We start from the raw sequence: 23136 nt of genomic DNA on the forward strand, positions 1-23136 counted from the left end.
TTTGACCATAAAGTGTCGTGCGTGATGTTCTCAAAGTGCGAATTTGAATATTAGAGCGTCTGGCAGCGAGTGGGCAGGCGAATATTTTTTGCCGTGGAGCCCTTGCAGCTGTCGTGCGGTTGCTGTGCAGGTCGTCGAATGGACGGATTTTCTGCATGTGCTGTTTTCCATGTGGGCCTGAACCCAGGGGAGCCAGCCTCTCCTCGTACCTAGATTATCGTAAAAGGAGGTGCACACCGCAGTCTTTGAAACGTTGTCTGGCCGTATGCCTTTTTTCTTTGTGCAGGCAGGGCACGGGAGGAAATGAATCCTTCCCTGTACCTGTCTTTCTACTACAGGGAGCTCTCAAAGAAAACTGGGCAATTAGCGCCCTCGGGCCTGGTATCTGGCCAACTGTTTTTCCAATCGTCGGGAAATGGACGTGAGGACGTAGCAGATGATGAAATAAAGGACCAAAATAGTGAGGAATATCTCCATCGGAGATGTCAGTGTCCTGTTGTTGATCTGCGTTGCCGCTCGGGTCAGTTCATTTACTCCGATGATGTAAGCCAGGGAAGTATCTTTTGTCAGGCTCACAAACTGATTGACGAACGAAGGAATCATATTGCGCAAAGCCTGGGGCAGAATTACGTAGCGCATTGCCTGGACATGACTAAGCCCGGTACCGCGTGATGCTTCCATTTGTCCTTTGGGGAGTGACAATACACCAGCTCGAACAATTTCGCCTACATAGGCACCGGTGAAAATGATGAATGCGACAAGGGCGCACCATGTTTCAGGCAAGGGATGGCCGAACAGCACCGGGGCCAGAAAATAGAACCAGAAGATGAGCATCAACAGCGGAATGCCGCGGATAATTTCAATATAAGCGATGGCGGGCAGACGAAACCAGAGATGCTTGGACATACGCATGAGCCCGGCCGCAAGTCCTATCCAGAAAGCTCCGAATATACCTCCTATAGCCAGGAGGATACTCATGGCTATGCCACCGAGAGGGCCTTGAGGAAAGGCTCCCCACAGAAAATAGTCTAAATTATCCCAAACAACCGACCAATTCACAAGCAACCCCCTCTAGTAGACCAGCTGGCGCAGAAAATGTTTGTTGTACTGCGTGATGGTGAAGGAAACCACCAGCGAGATGCACAGGTAGATAACCGTACAGGCAGTAAAAGCTTCGAATCCATGGAATGTGTAGGATTCGATCTGACGGGCCATGTAGGTTAGCTCCATGACACCAATGGTCATGACCAAGGACGAGTTCTTGATCAGGTTGAGAAACTGGGAAATAAGCGGCGGAATAATGATTCTGAACGCCTGGGGAAGAATGACGTAACGCATGGCTTGGGTAAATGACAGACCGCAGGCACGTGAAGACTCGAGCTGATTTTTAGGAATAGCAAAAATACCAGCCCGGATTTCTTCTGCGATGAAGGCGGAAGTGTAGACCGTAAGTGCGATTACACCTGCCGTGAATTCAAAGTCGTGGTCATACAGCCATTCGTTGACGGCATGGGGCAACACCGCATCCGAGCCGAAGTACCAGAAAAAGATTTGGACCAGCAGGGGGGTGTTGCGAAAAAATTCTGTATAAGCCAAGGCGATCCATTCCAAGGGCTTGAAGCGCGTCATGCGGAATACCGCAATGAGAGTGCCCATGAACATGGCAAAAACGATGGATACGGCGGATATTTTAAGCGTCGTAATGAAGCCTTCGATGATCCACTGGCCGTATTCACCTGTCAGAACGAGATTCCAGTCGAACGTGTAGTTCAAGCCGCTGCTTCCGTTGTTGGAGTGTTAAAAAAAATTCCGGAACCCGGACAAGCCGGGCTCCGGTTTGTTTTTTAGGCTTCGGAATTAGAAGGGCCAGATTTCCATCTGCCACTGGAGGGGCAGGTAGTACTTGGTGTCCGGGCCGAACCACTTGTTGTAAGTCTTCTGGTAGTCGCCGGATACCCACATTTCCGCCAAGGACTTGTTGACGAAGTCGCGGAAATCGGAGTCGTTTTCAACGAGTCCCAGACCGTAGGGCTCGGCGGAGATGTAATCACCGACGATTTCCCACTGCTCGGGATTGGGATCGGAATTGCGCAGGCCGAGAAGAATGGTGGAGTCGGTAGTGACAGCCTTAACCTTACCCTGCTTCAGAGCCAGAAAAGCCTGGGGATACCCTTCAAAGGACAAAACCTTACATTGGGGCTGTGCGGTCTTGATGTTCTTTTCAGATGTGGATCCCTTGGCAGTACCGACTTTTTTGCCAGCCAGGTCAGCTACGCTCTTGATGCCGCCGCCTTTTTTCACCAGCAGCTTCTGTCCGTCCATGAAGTAAGTGATGGAGAAATCGATGACGTCGTCACGGGAGTACTTGTGGGTCATGGTTGCGGCAGCGATGTCAATGGAGCCCTGGGCAACCATGGGGATGCGCGTGGCGGATGTAACTGGCTTGAGTTCAAGACCGACACCCAGTTTGTCTGCGATGTATTTGCAGACGTCTATGTCCATTCCAACAATTTGGTTGGTCTTTTCATCAACATAGCCAAACGGGACAACCGCATCTTTAACGCCGCAGATCAGCTTGCCGCGCTGTTTGATGTCGTCCAGTTTTCCTGCATGGGCCATGCTTGCGACACATACGGCAAGGACCAGAGCCAGGGCTGTGAGAAATGTTGCTTTGCGCATGCGCATCTCCTTTTCGTGAAAGTAATTTGAACCATCCTATTGGGGCGGGATTCCTAAAGAATTTCCCGCAGAAACGCCTTTGCTCTTTCATGCTGGGGATTGTGGAAAAATTCATCCGGTGCTGCGGTTTCAATGATTTCCCCATGGTCCATGAAAACGACTTTGTCCGCCACTTCGCGGGCAAATCCCATTTCGTGGGTGACACAAAGCATGGTCATGCCATCACGGGCAAGGTCCTTCATAACATTGAGGACTTCGTTGATCATTTCCGGGTCCAGCGCCGAAGTTGGTTCGTCAAAGAGCATGATTTTGGGCTTCATCGCCAGTGCACGGGCTATGGCAACACGTTGTTGCTGTCCTCCGGAAAGTTCCGCCGGATATTTCAAAGCCTGCTCATGGATGCCGACGCGTTCAAGCAGCTCGTAGGCCTGTGCTTCGGCTTCTTCCTTATTGATATTGCGAACTTTTAAAGGAGCGAGTGTGATATTTTTCAAAACTGTTAAATGAGGGTAGAGATTGAATTGCTGGAACACAATTCCAACCTCTGCCCTGAGAGTGTTGATATTGACATCCTTGGCCATGATGTCTTTGCCGTCAATCTCAATAGTGCCTTTCTGATAGTCTTCCAGACGATTGATGCAACGAATGAAAGTACTTTTTCCTGAGCCGCTGGGGCCGCAGATGACAAGGACTTCCCCCTTTTCAACCGATTGATTGATGTTCTTGAGAACATGGAAGTCGTCATACCATTTATTCAGCGAGGCAATTTCGATAAGAGCCATTCAGTACATCCTGTTGAAATGGTCGGTTCTACGGTGCGACAAACAAATGCATTTATGAGGCCAAAGCGCCGCAAGTATGTTTAGAGTGTCGAATTTGTTGGATTTTGAATGCTGATCCTACAGAAACCATCTTATGATCAGCCTGAACAAGTTAGCATAATTCCCGAAATTGTCAAGAAGAGAAGACGAAAGCTGTTCGTAGTACTCCCTTTGTGTAAAAAAATGCTTTGCATTGCCTGTCTATAGACGTTGCGGTGCACGCTTGTTACGCTTATTATCTGCATTTTGGTGGGGTTAACGTTGATCGCTTTTTTGCGGTTGGCGGTTCTTTCATCGCAACCCAAGTGTGGCGGAAATGGCGAAAAAGGAAAAAGGCAAGACATCGATCATTGTTTTTCAGGACTGGTGCAAAGGCTGTGGCATTTGTGTTGAGTTCTGTCCTGGCAAGGTCCTTGAATTGGACCGGACAAGCGGTAAGGCTCTGGTTGTCCATCCTGAAGAGTGTATTAATTGCGGGTTTTGTGAGTTGCATTGTCCGGACTTCGCGATCATGTTGGCCCCAAAGGAACGGGAGAACCCCATGGCAGCTGAACTGAATTGTAACGGGGGGGACCAGTAGATGGCCCTTTACAAGAAACAAAAACAGCAGAATATGCAATTTTTATCCGGCAACGAAGCAGTGGCAATTGGCGCGCTTCTGGCCGGATGTTCTTTTTATGGCGGTTATCCGATTACGCCTTCCACGGAAATAATGGAGGAAATGGCCAAGCGTCTGCCAGAGACTGAAGACGGTGTTTTCCTTCAGATGGAGGATGAAATAGCCTCCATGGGAGCCATCATCGGTGCTTCTCTGGCCGGCAAAAAGGCCATGACTGCGACCAGCGGGCCAGGTTTTTCTCTGATGCAGGAGAACCTGGGCTATGCCTGCATGTCCGAAACTCCTTTGGTTATTGTCAATGTCATGCGTGGCGGACCTAGCACAGGCATGCCCACCTGTCCGGCCCAGGGCGATGTTCAGCAGGCCCGTTGGGGGACCCACGGCGACCATCCCATTATTGTTCTCTCGGCAAGCGACGTTCAGGAGTGTCTGGAAATGACCGTCATCGCTTTCAATTTTGCCGAAAAATACAGGACGCCGGTTATTCTCCTTTTAGATGAAATTACCGCCCATACACGTGAGAAAATCGAGGTTCCCGAAGCCGGAGATTTGGAGATTCTCAGCCGATCCGTACCAACAATGCCTCCCGAGTGGTACATCCCGTACGAGGATACAATGCGTGGTGTGGCTCCCATGGCATCGATAGGTTCTGGTTATCGCCAGCATGTTACCGGCCTGACCCACGATCCACATGGTTTCCCGACCCAGCGACCAGATGAGGTCGAAAAACTTATGCTCAGATTGTTTCGTAAAATCGACCAGTTCTTTCCCGACATTATGCTGGTCGAAGAATTTGAAACCGAGGATGTCGAACTTGGGATAGTGGCTTACGGCAGCGTGGCTCGGGCGGCGGAACTGGCTGTGAGCCTGGCTAGGGAGGCTGGATACAAGGCTGGACTGATCAAATTGCAGACGCTTTTTCCCTTTCCACGGCCCCAGGTGGAAAAGCTGGCCCGGAAATGCAAGACCATCATCGTTCCTGAAATGAACATGGGGCAGATGTCGCGAGAAGTGAAACGAGTTGCAGCCAGCCTGACCTCGGTTCGGACCTTGAACCGCATAGACGGACAGATCATTACCCCTTCACAAATCTTCAAAGCACTGACGCAAGGATAGAGCCATGTCTGATGTAACCCAGCTCATCCATCATTATCTTCGCCATAACAAGAAGTTTCCCCATGTCTTTTGCCCTGGATGTGGGCATGGTATCGTCCTTGGTTCTCTGGTTCGGAGCATTCATGAGCTCGGACTCAGCAAAGACGATGTGGTGCTTGTGGCGGGCATCGGCTGCTCCGGGCGTATACCGGCGTATGTGGATTTCAATACCGTCCACACAACCCATGGCCGAGCCCTGACTTTTGCCACGGGAATTAAAATGGCAAATCCAAAACTGCACGTTATTGCCATCATGGGCGACGGAGACGCTTTTTCTATCGGTGGTAATCATCTTATACATGCCGCAAGGCGTAATATTGGAATTACGGCTTTGGTGTTGAATAACAACATCTATGGCATGACAGGCGGACAATGTTCGGCGACAACTCCGTATGGCGCGTATTCGCAGACATCGCCTTACGGGCAGATGGAAAAATCCTTCGATATTGTGGAGATGGCCAAGGCCGCAGGTGCAAACGGTGTTTCCCGAGGAACTGTCTACCACGTAAAGATGCTCGACAAGTTGATTCGCAGCGCCATTGAACGCCCGGGCTTCAATCTGGTTGAAGCCATGACCCCTTGTCACACACAATTCGGCAGGAAAAACAAGTTTCGTTCTGCCGTGGATATGTTCAAATGGTATAAGTCCAACGCCGTGAAGTTGGACGCCTATGAAAAGCTGGATGAAGAGCAGCGTAAAGACAAGCTTCCCATAGGTGTTTTTGTGGAAAACAATAACCCCGGACTGGAAACCCTGTACGCCGAAATGCGCGCCAGTATACGAAAGGACAAGGAGGAGGCCCCGGCATGAGTCCTCAATGCGACATTTATCGGTTTGAAATACGGCTCTCGGGAACCGGCGGACAGGGGATTGTTACTCTGGGAAAAATTCTTGGGCACGCCTTGGCGTTGGAAGAAGGGTATAATGTTGCCCAAACGCAAAGTTATGGTCCTGAAGCGCGTGGTGGAGCAAGCCGCGCCGACCTTGTCATCAGTTCGCAAAAGATCAGTTACCCCAAATCGGAAAGTATAGACTTGCTAGTGGCTTTGTCCCAAGAGGCTTGTTATAAATTCTACCGTTTTCTCAAACCCAAAGGGATTCTTTTGGTGGATACGGGGTTGGTTACCCAGCCTCCCACCAATGTCTATGTTGGGCTGCCATTCACCCAGATGGCAATGGACGAGATAAAGGTTCCACAGGCAATGAACGTTATCGTGCTCGGTGCGGTTTCGTATATGCTGCCGTTTGTTACCCAGGTTGCCGTTACAAATGCGCTTAAAGCCAACTTGCCGCAAAAGATTATTGATTTGAATCTCAAGGCGTTCAAGTTGGGATACGATGAGGCAAAAAAGAACTTTGGCGACAGACCTGAGGTTTGGTGCCAAAGTCCAGTGGTTGAGTCCAGCCTTGAATAAATGGAAGTTAAACTGATTTTGATTTTACAAACGGCGACCAAAAATGGCCGCCGTTTGTCTTTTTTTATCTTGTGGCTTATTTAGTCAACGAGAGGTGCTACGTTTGGGGTTGGATAGCCTATATTTGAGTGTCGTCATCAACTGGCTGAAAAGAAGTACTGTGAATCGTTCATGTTGCCCCCCTCAGACAATGGAGAAGGCAAATGCCACGCTTGTTTGTTTTGGCTTTGACTCTTTTATTGAGTTTTGTCGTGCCGTGCTGGGGGGCTTTGTCCACCGCGAATACCGTTGTCGGCATTGCAGTGGGGGTTACCGGCCCAGGAGATCATGCGTATAATGATATGTTGGTCATGGGGGGGCGACTGATCGGCAAAAAGTACGGTGTTACGTACCACATAGCCGTTCCTCAAACCGAGGGTGAGGATAAAGCGCTTATCAAGCTGATCGATAACGGGGCAACGTTGATTTTTGCAGGGGCCACGTACTATCGGGATGCTGTGTCTCGGCTGGCTTCCAAATATCCCGAGATCCATTTTGTCCTTTTCGACGGCACTCCTCCAAAATATCCGGCGAATGTCAGTTCCGTAACCTTTCGGGTCAATGAAGCATCTTTTTTGGCAGGGGTGCTGGCTGGCCGAATGTCAGAAAAACCAACCGTTTGTGTTGTAGGGGGCCAGCAAAGCCCGGTGATTAATGATTTTGTTTTTGGCTTTGAAGGGGGCGTAAAATATGTTTCTCCTGATACGAAAGTTCTGATTCGCTACCTTCCGGCGATCAGTACAACTTTTAATCCCTGGAATTCACCGGAAACAGCCGCAAAAGTGGCGCGTGAACTCATTCGCGATCATTCCTGCGGCGTTGTTTTTGGGGTGGCCGGTTCTTCCAATCGGGGAATTTTTTCAGTGGCGGAGCAAGAGGGTGTATATGTGATCGGGGTCGACAGCGATCAGGACTTTCTTTCTCCCGGTTCCGTCCTCACCAGTGTGATGAAGCGATGCGATACTGCAATGGTCCGGCTGACCGAGCAGTACCTGCAAGGGAGTCTGGAAAACAGAAACTACAGCTTCGGCTTGGGCGAATATGGAGTGGGCTTGTCTCCAATGACTTACACGTTACCCTTGGTGGACAAGAAAACTCTTATTATCCTGGACAAATTACGCTTCGCCATTGCGAGAGGGAAGGTCAAGGTCCCGACAGCTCGCTGTACACGGCCTCGTTAAACTCTTTAGGGGGAAAGCGGGGCGTTCCTGCGGGGCTATTGGGCCCCATGAGAAATTTTACATCGTTCCGAAAGTCTTTCCGTTCCAGCCGAAATATGCGCGTTTCAGGTCGGTGAAGTTTATGTATACCCTGTCTTGTTCTATCCTTGCTTCTTTCCAGAGAAATTCACACAACGCTTTGGACATTTCATTGCAACGTTCCAGCGGCAAACCAATGCTTTTGAGTTCGCAATAGGCAGCTGGGCAGTTCGAGCCCCCAAACAACAAGTTCTTTCCGGTTTCCATTTGGACCATGATCCATTTTTCCGGTTTCCCTAATATGTCTTCGAGGAAATGACTCAATTTCTCAGCGAGTTCAGTTGTACCCTGCGGGTTCATTGCTACGTTTGTCGTCAGACAGCAATAAGGCATTGTATTGTCCCTTTAGAAGGAAGAAGTGTTGATGAAGATTTCTCCCTTCATGTATACCGTTGCGTATCCGGAAATGGCAAGTCTGTCGCCTTGTACTGAACAATAAAGAAGGCCGCCCCTGGCAGAGAGCTGGCGGGCTTTCAACTCTGTTTTCCCCAGGCGCTCAGCCCAATAGGGGACCAATGAACAATGGGCAGACCCCGTGACCGGATCTTCCGGGACGCCGCAGCGTGGACAAAATACGCGGGAGACAAAGTCTGCCTCCTTTCCTGGAGCAGTGGCTATAACACAGACGTAGCCTGCGTTTTCCAGTTTTTTCATGTCGGGCGACAACTCCATGATATCGTCTGGGGATGAATAAATCAGAATCAGGTCGCGTCCCGCGTCCCGTACACTGACAGGGCGCTGGGGGCCCATTGCCTGGACTATGGCATCCGGCCGTTGCGTTTCCCGGCTGGACCAGATGGGAAAGTCCATTTCCAGCAGACCGTCCGCTTTGCGTGTGACGGTCAGGGTGCCGCTTTGTACTGTCTTAAAATAGATTTGGTCGCGTTCCGGCTGCAGGAACGTAAAGATTGCCTGAGCGGCCCCCATGGTTGCATGTCCACACAGGTCTATTTCATTTTCCGGGGTAAACCATCGTAAAAGATAGTCAGCTCCATCTGCAACTATGAACGCGGTTTCCGAAAGGTTATTTTCCATCGCAATGGCTTGGAGAATATGGTCTGGGGCGAACTCCGGCATAGGTACCACTGCGGCGGGGTTGCCTTTAAACTGTGTGTCGGTAAATGCGTCGATCTGATAGATAGGATATTTCATAGAAGAGTGGGGGGAAATTTTTTTGTAGTTAATCACAATGTTCCAACGGGCCGGGTACTCCAAAAGAAGGGGGAAACAAGGCGCAATATAACTTCAATCCAGCGCGGAGTTTCCCGACTGGAGATTATAATTTGTGCAGCAACAAGCCCGTATGCCTTTGTTCAGCCCCAGCAGCCTTACTTGCAAAGCTCCTGGGGCCTGAAAATCAGGCAGCCTGGGTTTGAAGGCTACGATCTATCTCACGGACCTTGCTTAACGCGCGCCGCAGCATCCCCTTGATGTGGGGAAGATCCTTACGCACATAGCGAAGGCGGGCCTTCACCAGGGCAGAAGAGTCCATGATTTCGTTGTAGAGGTAGGGCACGTACAACGGATCCTGACGCAGGAAGAACTGGATTTGCTGCAAAATCTCGTGGATCTCTTTCTGTTTTTTTTCCGGCTTTTTAAAGAGTTTGTCCAGTCGCTTCTCCACGGACCGCAATGAGGATGCCCATTGGTTGGCCCGAGCTTCAAATTCCGGCCAGACTCGTGGCTGGTGAGCTATTTTAAGGCCTTCGCAGAACAAGTGGGCGGTGTTTTTTGGATCTCTGATAAATGGCAGATCCATTGCCTCTTCCCTGGTCAGGATGGTGGTGCCTATGATGTCTGCGCCGCCTCCATACAGGTTGTAAACGTGGGTCGAGGACTGAGCCAGATCATCTTCCAGATCGCGTTTGGCACTGAGAAGCTGAAGGGAGGTTTTTATGGTCTCGCCATCTTTGTTTTTGATTGATGTTGAATATGCACGGTCGATGTCTTCTTGGCTTACATTGGCTGCATGGTGACCGGCCGCGTGGGTTTTGTTGTTCAGGCATGCAAAATCCTGCCCCACAAGGAGAAAGTCATCCACCCCGCAATAGCGCAGGAAACGCATCATGGTAACGCCGACGTTGCCGCCTGCATCCAGCACAAGCTCCATTTTTTCCATCACAAAGGATGATATTCCGCCCATGGTCCACAACGGGATAGTGGGGCCGGGGTACATTTCCAGAACTTTCGGCTGGATTTTGGTTGAATAAATGAGGGGAATGTCTCTGGCCCACTCTGTATCAAGGGTGTCATAAATTTGAAGCATTCCCTCACTATAGTCGATAGCCATACAGAAATGAGGTTTTACCCCGTTGCGTTGCAGCGCGGGGAGCGCCTGGAGTGATGTGACATACAGAGCTCCTTCATGGCCGCCATCACCTCTGAATTCCGAGGCGAACTCGGAAAGGGAGGGACCAGCGCCGAATATTACTGCGGCTCCGCCTTTGGCGCAGTTTTGCATGGCTTTGAGAGAACCGTCGCTCAAGGCTTTTTGGAAGTTCTTGAGTTCGTTGCCGACCATCATGTCCTGCCGACTGCGCAGTGTGGTCAGCTCGATGCTGAAACTGTCCAGCCGTGCTTTTGCACGTTTGCTCCATTGGGCGTATTCAGGACCTAACTGGCGGCTGGGAAGGTCTTCCTTCAATTCGATGCGGCCAAAAATAAACTGTACATCCAGTTCCCGAATATGATCCATCATGACGTTTTCTTCTGGGGGGATGAAGAACAGGCGTCGCTCACTCAAGAATTGCGAATAGTCGGTTTGGCCAAGACATGCCAGAAGCACTTCAGGGTTGGGCTCAAGTACAAAAACCTTGTGAGTCGGCGGGGTTTCTGTCAGCACGTGGTTTATTCCGTAGCCCAAGCTACTGCCAATAATGAAGGTGGCACTGCTTTCAACTCGGTCGCCGTACGTCCAGTTCTTGTAGAAAAGTCCGGGAGGGATCGGTTCATACAGTCCGCTTCCCTGTGGAGTGCGGATGTCCAAGTAGCCGCCCTGGTTAAGGAAAATAGCTTTTTCCATCCGCTCCTGGTCGTAGCTTTGTTTGCTGAGCCATTGGAAGAGAGCGGGAGAGCTGTCCTTGAGGGCTGCTAAGTTGTCCTGCAGAAAATGATATAACTTGGCCGTCGATTCTTGCGCTTCCTGTGTCATGGAAAGGCTACCTTGCGGTTGAGGGTGAATTGCCCTAACTAATTTTTACTTTTTGAAGAATATATCTCATCGTTGTCATGGAGCTATGCATGAATTGGGCCAATGATGTTCTAGAGCTTGTAGGGCGTACTCCCCTGGTGCAACTGCGCCGTCTGTCGGAAAATTCAGAAGTCAAGATTTTGGCAAAAATCGAGTCCAAAAGCATTGGCGGTTCCATCAAGGACCGTGTTGCCTTGGCAATGGTTGAGGCTGCTGAACAGAGCGGAGAGCTTGTTCCTGGGAGCGCAGTCAATAAAACCATAATTGAAGCCACCAGTGGCAATACCGGCATTGGGCTGGCAATGGTCTGTGCTGTCAAAGGGTACCGCCTGAAGTTAATTATGCCAGAATCTGCCAGTGAAGAACGCAAGCGGATCATGCGTGCTTATGGAGCAGAGCTGGTCCTTACCCCCGGGCGTTTGGCCACGGATGGGGCCATTGAAGAAGCCTACCGTCTTGCCCGTGAGGAACCGGAAAAATATGTTCTTATGGATCAGTATAACAACGGTGCAAGCATTCAGGCGCACTACCGGGGAACTGCACGGGAAATATGGGAGCAGACTGACGGACAGGTAACCCATGTGGTGGCAACCTTGGGAACTTCGGGTACGGCCATGGGGTTGGCGAAAGGGCTGCATGAGTTCAACCCCGCCGTTCGGGTTATTGCTGTGGAGCCGCATGCCGGACACAAGATTCAGGGCCTGAAGAATATGCAGGAATCATATCCTCCAGGGATTTACAACAAACATAGTGTCGACAAGATCGTACGCATCAATGACGAAGATGCTTTTTCGGCAGCCAGAGCCATGGCCCGCGAAGAAGGCCTCATGGTGGGGATGAGTTCGGGAGCTGCCGCAGCTGTGGCGCTTCAGGTCGGACAAAAATTGAAAAAAGGGCTCGTGGTTTTCATTTGTCCGGACGGTGGAGAGCGTTATCTTTCGACTAATTTATATGCCAGCGAGAAGAACCAGGGTGTTCATCTTTATAATATACGCAATAACGACAAACAGGTGCTTCTGCCCGCCAATGGAAGCGTTGGCATGTTCACTCCCGCACCCGGATTGGACAATCCTCAGGAAGCGGAGTCCTGGCGGCGTATCGTTAGCCTGGACGTTCTTTGCCGCTACCTGAAAGAAGAAGGAGTTGAATCCAAAGCCTTGGCTGCTGTTGCCGATATGGACGACAGAACGCTGGCAGCAGCTCGTGCCCTGGATGGGGAGAGACAGATTTTTGTCAGCAGTGCGATGGATGAGCTGCACGACATTGCCCGGCTTTTGGGCGTGGGCCCACATGTGGTTTTCGCCTCCTGCACGGACATGCAACGGTCCGTGGACATGGTGCGAGCTCTTATGGATAAAGGGCTGGCCTACGAAAAGCTTCGCAGTGTCTACTTTGATGTGGCTCGTGACAAGGCGTATGGGGAAATTGCCAGGCAGGACGATGTGGAGGGATTGCAGCTCGGCCATACCGTTGATCTGGATGACTATGTAAAAAATAATCCCATGGATTTTACGCTGCTTAAGCGAGCCACACTGCAGGATTTAAAATTGGGCGAAGTTGTGGAGACCAGGTGGGGAAAGGTTCGTCCCAGTTGGTTCACCCAGTTGAGCGCTGCGGCCTTTGAGCATCTTTCCGGAACGGACATTGTTCTGGCGGCGGCCAATCAACGATTTCCGCATCTGGATAACTTTGCTTCTTTGTTTGCAAATGCGGGAAGACGGTCTGTTCAGACCTGGATGGTTACTGGCGGAATTCGTACGGCCGGAGACGAGGAGCATTGCCCAGGCGTAAAAGAGCTCGCTGTTCAGGCTGGTGGTTGGGCTGCCGTACGCCTGTGGCTATTGTCTACATCCTATCGCAGACCATTGACTTACTCATTGGAGAGTTTGTCCATGTGGGACCGCAATGTAACCAAGCTGAACGAGCTGTATGCCGGTCTGCTTACAGGCGAATTTTCTGAGAAGCCTTTATCGGAAATTTCCGGAAAGATCAGTGATGAACTGCGTCGTGGGTTGCGAGAGGCATTGGAGGACGACCTGGGGGTATACCATTTTTGGCCAGTCCTGTTTGGCAATGTCAAGAAGATCAATGCATTGCGTTCGCATGAGGCCTTGGGGCACGAGGATGCCGCGCTGCTTGCAGATACCCTGCGGTGGGTAGATACATGTTTGGGGATGTTCAATCCCTGCACTCTTCCGTTGCCGCGGTCCCAATGGCCTGACGAACTTGCAGAGATGGTTGAAAGGCGGAAAACAGCACGCCGTTCCAAAAAATTTCAGGAAGCTGATTCGTTGCGTATGTCGTTGGCCGAGATGGGTTTTCGTGTGGAGGATTCCCCCGAAGGTGAAAGAGTCTATGCCGTGCATCAGGAACAAGAGGAGTAATCATGGTTTTGCTGCTTAACGGAGCCGACGGAGGGGTTCGTCTTGCGGAGCCTCGAGACATTGCGGATATACGCTCTGTTCACAAGGCTGCTCTTTATGGCTTGTGCTGTGGATTTTACGAAGCCTCTCAGCTTGCCGGCTGGTCAAAGGCTTTTTCTGCTGCCGTGTCACATCTCTTCGAGGAAGAAGATTCCGTACTGTATGTTGCTGAACATGAAGGCGTGCTGGCCGGTTTTGGCCTGCGCAAAGGGCATATTATCTGCGCTCTTTATATTCGGCCTGAGTTTGCCGGTTTGGGGCTGGGGCGGGAACTCATGCAGCATCTTGAATCATCTTCAGTTTTTGCAGAAACGCAGGAGTGTGTGCGTTTTTCCGTGAGTGCTTCACTCAATGCCATAGGTTTTTATGAGCAGCTTGGGTATGTGGAAGACGGAGTGGATGAAATGTTGCTTCCGGACGGCATTGTTTTGCCGTGCGTAGCCATGCATAAGGACACCTGTTGAATCTGCAGCGGAATTTTTTTGAAGAAAAAAGCCGGGCCAAATGACCCGGCTTTTTTCTTATACATTCGGCTGTCCCGTGCGCCTTCTGCGTCCCGAGGTGACAAATTTCTTCGGATCAATCCGATACTTCTTCACCTTGTAGTTGACGATGCGGTAGCTCACGCGAAGTTCTCTTGCGGCCTGAAGCATATTGCCGTTGGCCTTTTTCAAGGCATCCACAAGGAGTTCGCGTTCAAAGTTTGCCACGGCCTCGCCAAAGGAGAGGCTGACGTCCGTAGCGGAACTCTCCGCAGTCTGAAGAGTCGGGGGAAGGTGGTAGGAGCGTACGACTTCATCATCGCAGATGAGCACGGCTCTTTCCACGCAGTTGCGCAGTTCGCGCACGTTTCCTGGCCAGTGATACTGCGTCAGGAGGTCAATGGCAGGTGTTGATATGCGACGAATGCGCTTGGCATATTCCTTGGCAAAGGAAAGGAGGAAGTGCTCGGCAAGGGGCAGAACATCTTCTCGCCGCTCCCGCAAAGGAGGAAGGAACACGGGAAAAACATTGATGCGGTAGTACAGGTCCTCGCGGAACTTGCTCTGCAAAATCAAGTCTTCAAGAGGCTGATGGGTCGCACAGATGAGGCGCACGTCCACCTTGACCGTTTTCTCGCTGCCGATGGGTTGTACTTCTTTTTCCTGAATGGCACGCAGCACTTTGGCCTGTGCTTCCAGAGAGAGCTCACCGATTTCATCCAGAAACAGACTGCCCAAGTCGGCCTGTTCGAAAAGGCCTCGTTTGCTAGCGATGGCACCGGTAAAGGCACCTTTCTCATGTCCGAACAGTTCACTTTCGATAAGTTCGGAAGGAAGGGCGGCGCAGTTCAGCTTAACAAGCGGTTTCCCTGCGCGTGGACTTGCAGCATGGATTGCTTCGGCAAGAAGCTCCTTGCCGGTACCGGATTCCCCCCGGATAAGTGCAGTGGCTTTACTGGGAGCAACCTGGGCAACCTGCTGCAGAACCATTCGCATGCTTTTGGACGTGGCCACAATGTTGGGGAGCTGGAGGTCCAGGCTCTCCGCACCAACGCCCAACCCCTGGGAAAGGAGCTGGCGTTGCAGAGCCAGTTCTTCCTGAAGGCGGGCCACCTTGTTGGCTATAAGTCCGGCCACGACTTCCAGGAACTGCAGATGAGATTCCAGAATATCCAGCGGTTGGGCTGCCACATCAATACTCAACGTCCCCAGAACCTCATCTTCCTGAAAAGGGCTGGGGTTGACCACGGGAACGGAAATGAAGGCCATGCTCGAAAGCTCTTCCGGTGGCCTTCCGAACGCTTTATTGAGGAACTCTGGATGGTCTTTCATGCGGGGGACCACAATAGCCCGTCCGCTTTCAAAGACCTGTCCCACAATCCCCTGCCCCGGGGTGTAGCTGGCCTCAACCGTTTTGGAAAGGCTGTGGGTAAGGCCAATTTTTAAGGTCGAGCTTTCCTGGTCGTAAATGGCCAGAAATGCCCGCCTGTACCCCAGGTTTTCCGTGAGTATACGTAACAGGCCTTTGAGACCGGACTGCAAAGGGCTTTTGGGGCCTATTTCTGCAAGGATCTGCCTCAATGTCCGCATGCACAGGGCAAATTTATCGGTAATGCTCTGGTTGGAATTATCCATTGTCCTGCCGTCAGACTTTTTGTTCAAGAACAGCCTTGGCGCCAAGTTTTATGGCGGCAAGGTTCATATCCACAAGTTTGGGTTTGAGATTGGCCTTGATGGTTTCGGACAGACGGTCCAAACCAAAAGGCAGTTCATTGAGGGCACACAGCCCCCCCAGCAAAACCATGTTGGCACTTTGCTCGGAACCTGCTTCCCGGCCCAGGCTAAGGCATGGAATAAAGCAACTGCGCCTGGAGCAGGCCGCCGCTTTTTCTTTGATTGAATCCATGGAGGGGTAAGTCTCTCGCCCTGCGGTTACGCCAATGGGAGGGATTATTTCGGAGCTGGAGAGGATTACTGCGTCTTTTGCCAGGTAAGGCAGAGCACGCAGAGTTTCCAGCGGTTCGAAACCCAACAGGATGTGGGCCTGTCCATGAGCGATTTTGGGGCTGCGATATCCACCGATAAGAACGGTCGATTCAACAACACCGCCGCGCTGTGCCATACCATGGATTTCTCCGGCCGTTACAGGCAGCCCGTTGTCCAGGGCGGCCTGTGCCAGAATCTTGGTAGCGGTCAGAGTTCCCTGACCACCGACACCAGTAAGAAATATACGTTTTTTCAGATCACTCATTGAGTTATGCCCCCCGCTTGCGGGCCTTGATGCCGTCGGCCACTTGCAGACAGAACATGCAGCCGATGCATACGGCTTCGTTGATTACAACCTCTTCTCCTTCCACGGTAAACGCTGGGCAGGCCAGATTCTTCAGACACTGGCGCACGGAGTCCGTCTGTTCGGCAACATAAGCCACCTGAACGAATTTTTTGCCCATGAGTCTGCGGGCGTGGAGAGGACAGGGATCCCTGGCAATAAGCACACGAACACCGTCCAGCTCTTTGAGTTCGGAAAGGGCGGCTTCCGTCTTTTTGCGGTTGAGCGGGCTGACCGTACGGACGTGTTCTACACCGCAACCTTTGACAATGGCCTCAATGCTCACTTGGGATTCATTGGCCCCCATGGCGGTGATTTCTACTCCAGGGTTGGGCTGGTGGCCGGTCATGGCGGTCGTATGGTTGTCCAGGATAACGATCAGGATGTTGTGCTTGTTGAAGACCGCGTTGACCAATCCGGTTATGCCGGAATGGAAAAAGGTCGAGTCGCCGATAAAGGCAACAACGGGTTTACCGGAGGCCTTGGCGAAACCACTTCCGGCGGAAACGCTCGAACCCATGCACAGCAGAAAGTCGGCCGCAGCCAGGGGAGGAAGAATGCCCAGGGTGTAGCAGCCAATATCGGAGGAGTAATAGGCGTCGTCACCAAAAATCTGGCGGACGCTAAAGTATGTTGCACGGTGAGGACAGCCAGCACACAGGTTAGGCGGGCGCATGGACAGGCCGGGTTCGCTTGGACACAATTCGGCCTGCTTTTCTTCATTGCCGGTCAGGCGACGCAGCAATTTTTCAATGGATGCGCTTTCGTATTCACCAAAGCGTCCCAGCTCGGGCTGTTCCTTGCCAAGAACCGGGATCTGGATTCCCTTTGCCTGGAGCAGGGCACGTACTTCTGTTTCCAGGATCGGTTCACCTTCTTCCAAAATCAGGAGGTGGTCGCAGGATTGGGCAACCTTCAGTACAGATGCCTGGTCCATGGGATAGGAAAAACCGAGTTGCAAAAGGGTGACATTGTCCTCGATCGCCTTGCTCTCGGAGAGGGCGTCGAGAACATATGCACGGCTGATACCTGTAGCTATGACCCCCAACTTGCCGCTGCCATGCGACTTGATCCACGGCGAAGAAGCCATGTCCTGCGCTGCAGTCTGGAGATTTTTGACCATTTCCGGATGACGCATGCGAGCCACAGCCGGGATGGGGACAAAACGTTTGGGATTTTTGGGCGTAACTTCAATGGGTGCGGGATCGGCCACAGGACCAAATTCCACAGGCCCGCGCAAGTGGTTGAGGCGGGTTGTGGTCCGCAACAACACCGGCTGCTGCCATTTGCGTGACATAATAAGCGCCTGGCGAGCCATATCCTTGGCTTCCTGAGCCGTTGCCGGTTCAAATACGGGCATCCCTGCCATACGGGCATAGTATCTGTTGTCCTGCTCGTTTTGGCTCGAATGGCATCCCGGATCATCTGCAGTAAGAATGACAATACCACCGGGAGAACCAATGTAGGTCAGGGTAAGAAGAGGGTCGGCTGCCACGTTGAGTCCGACGTGCTTCATGGTGACCAGCGACATTGCGCCGGCCAAAGTTGCGCCGCCGGCCACTTCCAGTGCTACTTTTTCGTTGGTGGAATATTCAAAAGAATATTTGCCTTCACCCGAAAGACGGAAAAAAGTGTCGGGAACTTCGCTGGACGGTGTTCCTGGGTAGCAGGTTACGCAATGCACACCCGCTTCGATGGCGCCGCGTACAATAGCTTCGTTGCCAAGCAGCAGGTGCACTTCACCCTGCTGCCCGGCGATGATTGGATGGGACATGTAATTGACTCCAGAGGGTTAGGACGCGCTGGCGTTGCTTTTTTCGAGTTTGTTTTTGAGCTTCGCAATTCTGTATTCGAACAACGCCTTGCTTTCTTGTCCGGCTTTGCCGAGAACATTCTGATAAGCATCTATCGCAGCTTGATATTGCCCGGCCTGCTCGTATGCCTGAGCAAGCTGCATATCGATCATGATCTGAAAATTTTCAGGAGCCGTTGACCTGAGCGAGGAAAGAAGAGAGGCAGCTTCGGCATTGTTGCCCGAAGCCATTTCCGCGCTGGCTTCACCCATGACGGCCACCAGTTTGGTGGAATCGTCGCTCAAATCAGCAAGGCGCTTATAGGCGGATGCGGCAACCTTGTACTGCTTGGCTTTCATTGCTTCGTCGGCGAGAGAAAACAGGGCAGAAGGCTGAACAGCTTCCGGAGCTTGAGAGGTGAAGTCTTCCAATGCCTGGATGCGTTTATCGCCATCCTGGATTGCCATTATGGTTCCCAGTTTTTGCGAGGCATCAACAATCTGACTCTTTTGATAGTACTGGTATCCCGTAACAGCGGCAACAACGAGAATGACGGCGAGAATCCCAAGGCCTATGGGTTTGATGTTATCCACCATGTATTGAAGAAGAGGATGGAGTTCATCGGGAATCTGTTCGTCGAGCAGGCCTTCCGGGAGATGCTGCGAGTCTTTATTCTGGGCCATTATGCGTTTGTCCTCCATTGTGTCCAAGGTGGTACGTTGTGGTTGTGCTTATGATCCGAAAGGGTATATGCCTAAATTACAAAAAGGTCAAAAGGACTTTTGGAATTGATGAAACTTTGTATTCATTGAATTTTAGGGGCGTTATCGAGAAAAAGCGGTCAGATAAACTTGCAAGACTGGCAAAAAAAAGGCCAAAATAGCCGGTGTCGGACAAATGGTGTCAAAAATCCTTGACAGAATTGTTCTTTCTCATTGAGCTAAAACATTACTTGCGATAAAAATAAAATTTCCGCAATGTTTCCCAACTCGGCGCAATCCATACGGTATGCGGAAAGCGCCACGCCAGTGAACCTCCTTTCCCGTTGATTCCGTCGTGTCGGCATCGGTATCAGGCTGGTGAGAAAAAGTATAGAAGCGTTTTTTGGGAACTCCCCAGTGCGCCGCAGGGCTGCATTTGTGTAGGGAGATTCAAATTTTTTGTATGGGCTTGTTGCATAATTGTTGAAAGATAAGGAGTTGTCCATGTCTTTGCAGGAACAGATGCTCGAAATATGTGCTGCCGCCAAATTGGCTGGGGCCAAACTTGCATGTATTTCTGGGAGTACGAAGGATAAGGCGTTGATAGCGCTTGCGGCAAAGCTCGTAGAGCGGAAGGATGAAATTTTCAAGGCCAATGCCAAGGACTTGCAGGCAGCGGAAGAAGGAGGCATGGATTCAGCCCGTCTCGACCGTCTTCGTATTACCGATGCCGTTATCGAGTCCATGAGCACCGCTTGCAAGGACGTAGCCGCTCAATCCGATCCCGTGGGTGAGATCGAAGGCATGACCAAACGGCCAAATGGGCTCCTTATCGGGCGGATGCGTATTCCCCTTGGGGTCATTCTTATGATCTATGAGTCCCGGCCCAATGTAACCATCGATTCGGCAATTCTTTGTCTCAAGGCTGGGAATTCTATTATTTTACGCGGTGGGTCCGAGGCGATTCATTCCAATTTAGCCCTTGCGAAGATTCTTCGGGAAGCCCTGGTTGAAAATGGACTGCCCGAGTCTGCCGCCCAGGTTGTCCCTGTAACCGACCGTGAAGCCGTCGCCATTCTGCTCAAGCAGGAAGACTCCATTGATGTTGCGATTCCGCGTGGTGGCGAAGGGCTTATTCGAGCCGTGACAGAGCAGGCACATATGCCTGTGCTCAAACACTACAAGGGCGTTTGCCATGCCTACGTGGATGAGCAGGCCGATCTGCCGCAGGCATTGGAGATTGTCTATAATGGCAAGGTGCAGCGTCCCGGTGTTTGCAATGCCTTGGAATGTCTGCTCGTTCATAGATCCGTTGCCGAAGAGTTTCTTCCCATGGTTGCCGAAAAGCTCGGCAAGGCAGGGGTTACGTTCAAGGCTTGCCCTCAGTCGTTGCCTTTGTTGGGGAGCACAGCCGAGCCTGCTACTGACCATGATTGGGGGTATGAATTCCACTCCCTGGTGCTGGCGGTCAAAGTTGTCGACTCAATGGACGAAGCTCTGGAACACATTCGGAAGTGTGGCTCCAATCACACCGAGCTTATTTGCACCCGGGACCATGCCCGGGCTATGCGTTTTCTGCGTGAAGCCGACGCTTCGCTAGTGTTGGTGAATGCCTCGTCCCGTTTTAACGACGGAGGAGAGGTTGGCCTTGGTGCGGAAATAGGTATTTCGACTTCAAAGCTCCATGCGTATGGCCCTATGGGGGTACGTGAACTCACTTCGACCAAGTTCGTTGCTTTTGGTGACGGTCAAGTTCGCGGCTAATGTCTCGTATAGGAATTTTTGGAGGCAGTTTTAATCCGGTACACTGCGGCCATGTTCGCATGGCCGTGGAGTCCCGGGAGCAGCTGAATCTGGATAGGGTAGATTTTGTCCTTTCCTATAACCACCCGCTCAAAGCGCACGACGACCAACTCCCGTTTGCCACCCGTTGGCATCTGCTGCAGGGGGCATTGTCCGGAATGCACGGCTATCAAGTCAGTGTTTTGGAAAGAATTTTTCCAGGCCCGTCCTATACTATAAAAATACTGTCTTTATATCGCCGTCGCTATCCCGAGGATGAACTCTTTTTCATTCTTGGTGCAGCGGATTTGGTAAGCGTACCGACTTGGCAAGAAGGGCTGAGGCTTATTGAATATGCGGGATTGGCTGTTGTCCCCAGGTTTGGTGTCGGGTTGCAGGAAACAGCCGATACCGTAGCCCAATCCTGGCCTGATGCAGTACGCAAAAGCTCTACTGTTTGGGACTTTTCCAGCGGAACTAGTCTACATTACCTCGATGCACCCATCCTGGATATCAGCGCAACTGATATTCGAAGACGTTTGCTGCAGGGGAAAAGTGTCGCCTCCCTGGTCCCTTTTTGTGTAGAGCGTTCTCTCGGTCCACTTCTTCCGCTTCTTCGTCAGGTTAAATCTTGACTTCCGACCGATATTTTCCCCTTAGGATTCTTGCCGTTCCACCCATCTGACTGGTATTATCTTCTTTCGTAATATTAATGACTTAATAATGCTGCGTCACCACCTGAACCTGATTGGACAGCGCTTCTTATGAATACTTCGATCGTTAAGCATCTATTGGTCGTTTCCGTAGAGGCTAAATTTGTCAAAAATATCACAGATATTTTAAAACCATTGGTCAACGTACAGTGGCACTCGGCTGAGGACATTCAGACAGCTTGGTATGTCTTGAATGACGAGCCTATTGATTTGGTTTTGGTCGATGAAACTCTGGGCGATGGCTCTGGGGCTGAGTTTCTGCAGAAAATAAAGTGGAGCGAGGAATTCGCGGACACGGACTGCCTGCTGTTTTTTAACCAGGAAGATGATACGAGAATAGCTCTGGCAATGGAGCTGCGAGCATCGGACTATGTTGTAAAACCGGTGACTTCCGATGTGCTTCTTTACAAGCTTGAAAAAATGTTTGGCCCATCCATCGGAGAGGTTGCGCCAGCAGGGCGGGAAGAGAACACTGCCTCTACAACGGATCCAGTTGCCGGTAAGGAGGCTCTTGAAAGTGTGCCTTCTGAAGGTTCTGAGGCCGATGAACTTCGTACTTTTTTTCAGCCAATCTTGGATATAGGGCAACGAAGGGTTTGCGGATTTGAAGCACTTACCAAGCGAGTGAATTCCGGCGGCGGAGGTGGAGATAAGAGCATCTCGGGGCAGCTCTTCGCAGGACTTTCAGATGAAGAGACTGTTGCTCTCGATCGTGCCTGTCGTCAGAAGGCCATGCGTTCTTTTGCAAAGATCAACCGCTCCACTTCGGGCTTCAACCTGCATTTAAATGTGTGCAAAGCAACCATTATTGCCGGGGATGCCGAAGGCGGAGAGCTGAGGGATGTACTGGAGGGGGCAGATACGTTTGGGATTTCCACGCGCCGTATTGTGCTGGAGATTGATGAAGTCGGGAGTATCGACAACGAAATTTTACGGCGTTTTCTGGATATCCATAGAGGACATGGATTCCGCATCGCCTTTGACCGCTATGATGGCGAGAGTCTGTACTTGGCAAAGGTGGAGGAATTTCGTCCGGATGTCGTCAAACTTTCAACAAGCCTCGTTTCCCGGACTCTTGTTGAGGAAAGTGCCGCACTTCTTGTGAAGGCTCTTTTAGGAGGAGCACTAACGCAACGTATCGATGTTGTTGCAACCGGTGTTGAAACCGAAGAGCAGGCCATTGGACTTTTGGAACTTGGGCCGACGTGCCTGCAGGGATTTTATTTCGACAGGCCGCATGCCAAGAACGTGCGGGGCATTGAAAAGTATCATTTTCAGGTGGAATATCTGGTCCGCAAGTACGTTCGTCATTGTGTCGAACGCATTGGGGAGGAAAAAAGACGACAGGTAACGGCTCAAGCCCTGTTACAGAAAGTAACGGCGGCACTGGCACGTGCCAATGTGGAAAAATATCCTGTCGTGTTGAAGGCTGCACTCCGTAGAGACAAGTGTATTGCCGGTGCTTTTGTAATAGACAAGGCGGGAAAGCAGCTTATTGATGCGGTCTCCCAGGAACGGGGTGAAGGTTGTAACTTTTGTCCAACACCCAAGGGGACTCGGCACTTTCTTCGGGATTATTATCTGCATGTTGCCGCAGGCTATGAAAAGTTTGTCACCCCTGCTCATACCTCGCCTTTTTCCGGGAAGCTTTGCCGAATGATTGCACAACGGATACCGGGTGCTGCCCGCAATATCGTTTGCCTCGAGCTGATGCTGGGAGAATAGGTAGCTTTTT

The 23136-nt window shown here is 51.3% G+C and carries 21 protein-coding genes; 10 read left to right on the top strand and 11 right to left on the bottom strand.

From position 1 onward, the window contains the following. Window positions 1-363: 363 nt before the first annotated feature. The 4 genes from ACI0FJ_RS02110 to ACI0FJ_RS02125 all read right to left on the bottom strand — a co-directional run bounded on the left by ACI0FJ_RS02110 (window position 364) and on the right by ACI0FJ_RS02125 (window position 3461). Window positions 364-1059 (bottom strand): amino acid ABC transporter permease, encoded by a 696-nt coding sequence (locus ACI0FJ_RS02110; protein ID WP_424298321.1) that lies wholly within the window; start codon window positions 1057-1059, stop codon window positions 364-366. Window positions 1060-1071: 12 nt separating this feature from the next. Further along, the gene (locus tag ACI0FJ_RS02115; RefSeq protein ID WP_424298323.1) at window positions 1072-1773 is read right to left on the bottom strand and encodes an amino acid ABC transporter permease; all 702 of its coding nucleotides are present in this window, start codon (window positions 1771-1773) and stop codon (window positions 1072-1074) included. 84 nt (window positions 1774-1857) lie between these two features. After that, complete coding sequence (locus ACI0FJ_RS02120) at window positions 1858-2679, bottom strand: ABC transporter substrate-binding protein (RefSeq protein WP_424298325.1); 822 nt, start codon at window positions 2677-2679, stop codon at window positions 1858-1860. 53 nt (window positions 2680-2732) lie between these two features. Continuing rightward, the gene (locus ACI0FJ_RS02125; RefSeq protein WP_424298327.1) at window positions 2733-3461 is read right to left on the bottom strand and encodes an amino acid ABC transporter ATP-binding protein; all 729 of its coding nucleotides are present in this window, start codon (window positions 3459-3461) and stop codon (window positions 2733-2735) included. Window positions 3462-3816: 355 nt separating this feature from the next. Here ACI0FJ_RS02125 and ACI0FJ_RS02130 point away from each other — a divergent pair, with 355 nt between their 5' ends. The 5 genes from ACI0FJ_RS02130 (at window position 3817) to ACI0FJ_RS02150 (ending at window position 7910) form a co-directional block, all read left to right on the top strand. Beyond that, window positions 3817-4080 carry a 4Fe-4S dicluster domain-containing protein gene (locus ACI0FJ_RS02130; RefSeq protein ID WP_424298329.1) on the top strand — a complete coding sequence of 88 codons (264 nt, stop codon included), beginning with the start codon at window positions 3817-3819 and terminating at the stop codon, window positions 4078-4080. Continuing rightward, window positions 4081-5235: a 2-oxoacid:acceptor oxidoreductase subunit alpha gene (locus ACI0FJ_RS02135; RefSeq protein ID WP_424298331.1), complete on the top strand. Its 1155-nt coding sequence runs from the start codon at window positions 4081-4083 to the stop codon at window positions 5233-5235. It begins immediately after the preceding gene. 4 nt (window positions 5236-5239) lie between these two features. Then, window positions 5240-6085 carry a 2-oxoacid:ferredoxin oxidoreductase subunit beta gene (locus ACI0FJ_RS02140; RefSeq protein WP_424298333.1) on the top strand — a complete coding sequence of 282 codons (846 nt, stop codon included), beginning with the start codon at window positions 5240-5242 and terminating at the stop codon, window positions 6083-6085. Beyond that, complete coding sequence (locus tag ACI0FJ_RS02145) at window positions 6082-6690, top strand: 2-oxoacid:acceptor oxidoreductase family protein (protein WP_424298335.1); 609 nt, start codon at window positions 6082-6084, stop codon at window positions 6688-6690. The genes ACI0FJ_RS02140 and ACI0FJ_RS02145 overlap by 4 nt, the downstream gene beginning before the upstream one ends. A 203-nt stretch (window positions 6691-6893) precedes the next feature. Continuing rightward, on the top strand, window positions 6894-7910 hold the full coding sequence (locus ACI0FJ_RS02150; protein WP_424298338.1) for a BMP family lipoprotein: 1017 nt from the start codon (window positions 6894-6896) through the stop codon (window positions 7908-7910). A gap of 57 nt (window positions 7911-7967) precedes the next feature. Here the strand turns inward: ACI0FJ_RS02150 and ACI0FJ_RS02155 are convergent, their stop codons facing one another. The 3 genes from ACI0FJ_RS02155 to ACI0FJ_RS02165 all read right to left on the bottom strand — a co-directional run bounded on the left by ACI0FJ_RS02155 (window position 7968) and on the right by ACI0FJ_RS02165 (window position 11139). Then, the gene (locus ACI0FJ_RS02155; protein ID WP_424298340.1) at window positions 7968-8321 is read right to left on the bottom strand and encodes a phenylpyruvate tautomerase MIF-related protein; all 354 of its coding nucleotides are present in this window, start codon (window positions 8319-8321) and stop codon (window positions 7968-7970) included. Between the two features lie 12 nt (window positions 8322-8333). After that, on the bottom strand, window positions 8334-9140 hold the full coding sequence (locus ACI0FJ_RS02160; protein ID WP_424298342.1) for a PhzF family phenazine biosynthesis protein: 807 nt from the start codon (window positions 9138-9140) through the stop codon (window positions 8334-8336). A 205-nt stretch (window positions 9141-9345) separates the two neighbouring features. Then, window positions 9346-11139, bottom strand: a complete 1794-nt coding sequence (locus ACI0FJ_RS02165) for a motility associated factor glycosyltransferase family protein (protein ID WP_424298344.1) — start codon at window positions 11137-11139, stop codon at window positions 9346-9348. A gap of 89 nt (window positions 11140-11228) precedes the next feature. Here ACI0FJ_RS02165 and ACI0FJ_RS02170 point away from each other — a divergent pair, with 89 nt between their 5' ends. Together ACI0FJ_RS02170 and ACI0FJ_RS02175 are read left to right on the top strand one after the other, a co-directional pair. Continuing rightward, a complete protein-coding gene (locus ACI0FJ_RS02170; protein WP_424298347.1) occupies window positions 11229-13562 on the top strand; it encodes a cysteine synthase in 2334 nt (777 codons plus the stop codon). Window positions 13563-13564: 2 nt separating this feature from the next. After that, window positions 13565-14065: a GNAT family N-acetyltransferase gene (locus ACI0FJ_RS02175; RefSeq protein ID WP_424298350.1), complete on the top strand. Its 501-nt coding sequence runs from the start codon at window positions 13565-13567 to the stop codon at window positions 14063-14065. Window positions 14066-14122: 57 nt separating this feature from the next. Here ACI0FJ_RS02175 and ACI0FJ_RS02180 read toward each other — a convergent pair whose 3' ends face one another. From ACI0FJ_RS02180 to ACI0FJ_RS02195, 4 genes are read right to left on the bottom strand one after another with little or no spacing between them, the layout of a single operon-like run. Further along, a complete protein-coding gene (locus ACI0FJ_RS02180) occupies window positions 14123-15718 on the bottom strand; it encodes a sigma 54-interacting transcriptional regulator (RefSeq protein WP_424298353.1) in 1596 nt (531 codons plus the stop codon). 10 nt (window positions 15719-15728) lie between these two features. Continuing rightward, window positions 15729-16334, bottom strand: coding sequence for an indolepyruvate oxidoreductase subunit beta (locus ACI0FJ_RS02185; RefSeq protein WP_424298356.1), 606 nt, complete (start codon window positions 16332-16334; stop codon window positions 15729-15731). Between the two features lie 4 nt (window positions 16335-16338). Then, window positions 16339-18186, bottom strand: coding sequence for an indolepyruvate ferredoxin oxidoreductase subunit alpha (gene iorA / locus ACI0FJ_RS02190; RefSeq protein WP_424298359.1), 1848 nt, complete (start codon window positions 18184-18186; stop codon window positions 16339-16341). A gap of 18 nt (window positions 18187-18204) precedes the next feature. Continuing rightward, the gene (locus ACI0FJ_RS02195) at window positions 18205-18888 is read right to left on the bottom strand and encodes a tetratricopeptide repeat protein (protein ID WP_424298362.1); all 684 of its coding nucleotides are present in this window, start codon (window positions 18886-18888) and stop codon (window positions 18205-18207) included. 522 nt (window positions 18889-19410) lie between these two features. Between ACI0FJ_RS02195 and ACI0FJ_RS02200 the strand changes: the two genes are divergently transcribed. From ACI0FJ_RS02200 to ACI0FJ_RS02210, 3 genes are all read left to right on the top strand, one after another. Continuing rightward, window positions 19411-20670: a glutamate-5-semialdehyde dehydrogenase gene (locus ACI0FJ_RS02200; RefSeq protein WP_424298365.1), complete on the top strand. Its 1260-nt coding sequence runs from the start codon at window positions 19411-19413 to the stop codon at window positions 20668-20670. Next, window positions 20670-21323: a nicotinate (nicotinamide) nucleotide adenylyltransferase gene (gene nadD, locus ACI0FJ_RS02205; protein WP_424298368.1), complete on the top strand. Its 654-nt coding sequence runs from the start codon at window positions 20670-20672 to the stop codon at window positions 21321-21323. The genes ACI0FJ_RS02200 and nadD overlap by 1 nt, the downstream gene beginning before the upstream one ends. Window positions 21324-21452: 129 nt before the next feature. Next, window positions 21453-23126, top strand: a complete 1674-nt coding sequence (locus ACI0FJ_RS02210) for an EAL domain-containing response regulator (protein ID WP_424298371.1) — start codon at window positions 21453-21455, stop codon at window positions 23124-23126. Window positions 23127-23136 lie beyond the last annotated feature (10 nt).

Origin of the sequence: Desulfovibrio sp. 7SRBS1, from assembly GCF_049723905.1 — a bacterium.
Lineage (GTDB): Bacteria > Desulfobacterota > Desulfovibrionia > Desulfovibrionales > Desulfovibrionaceae.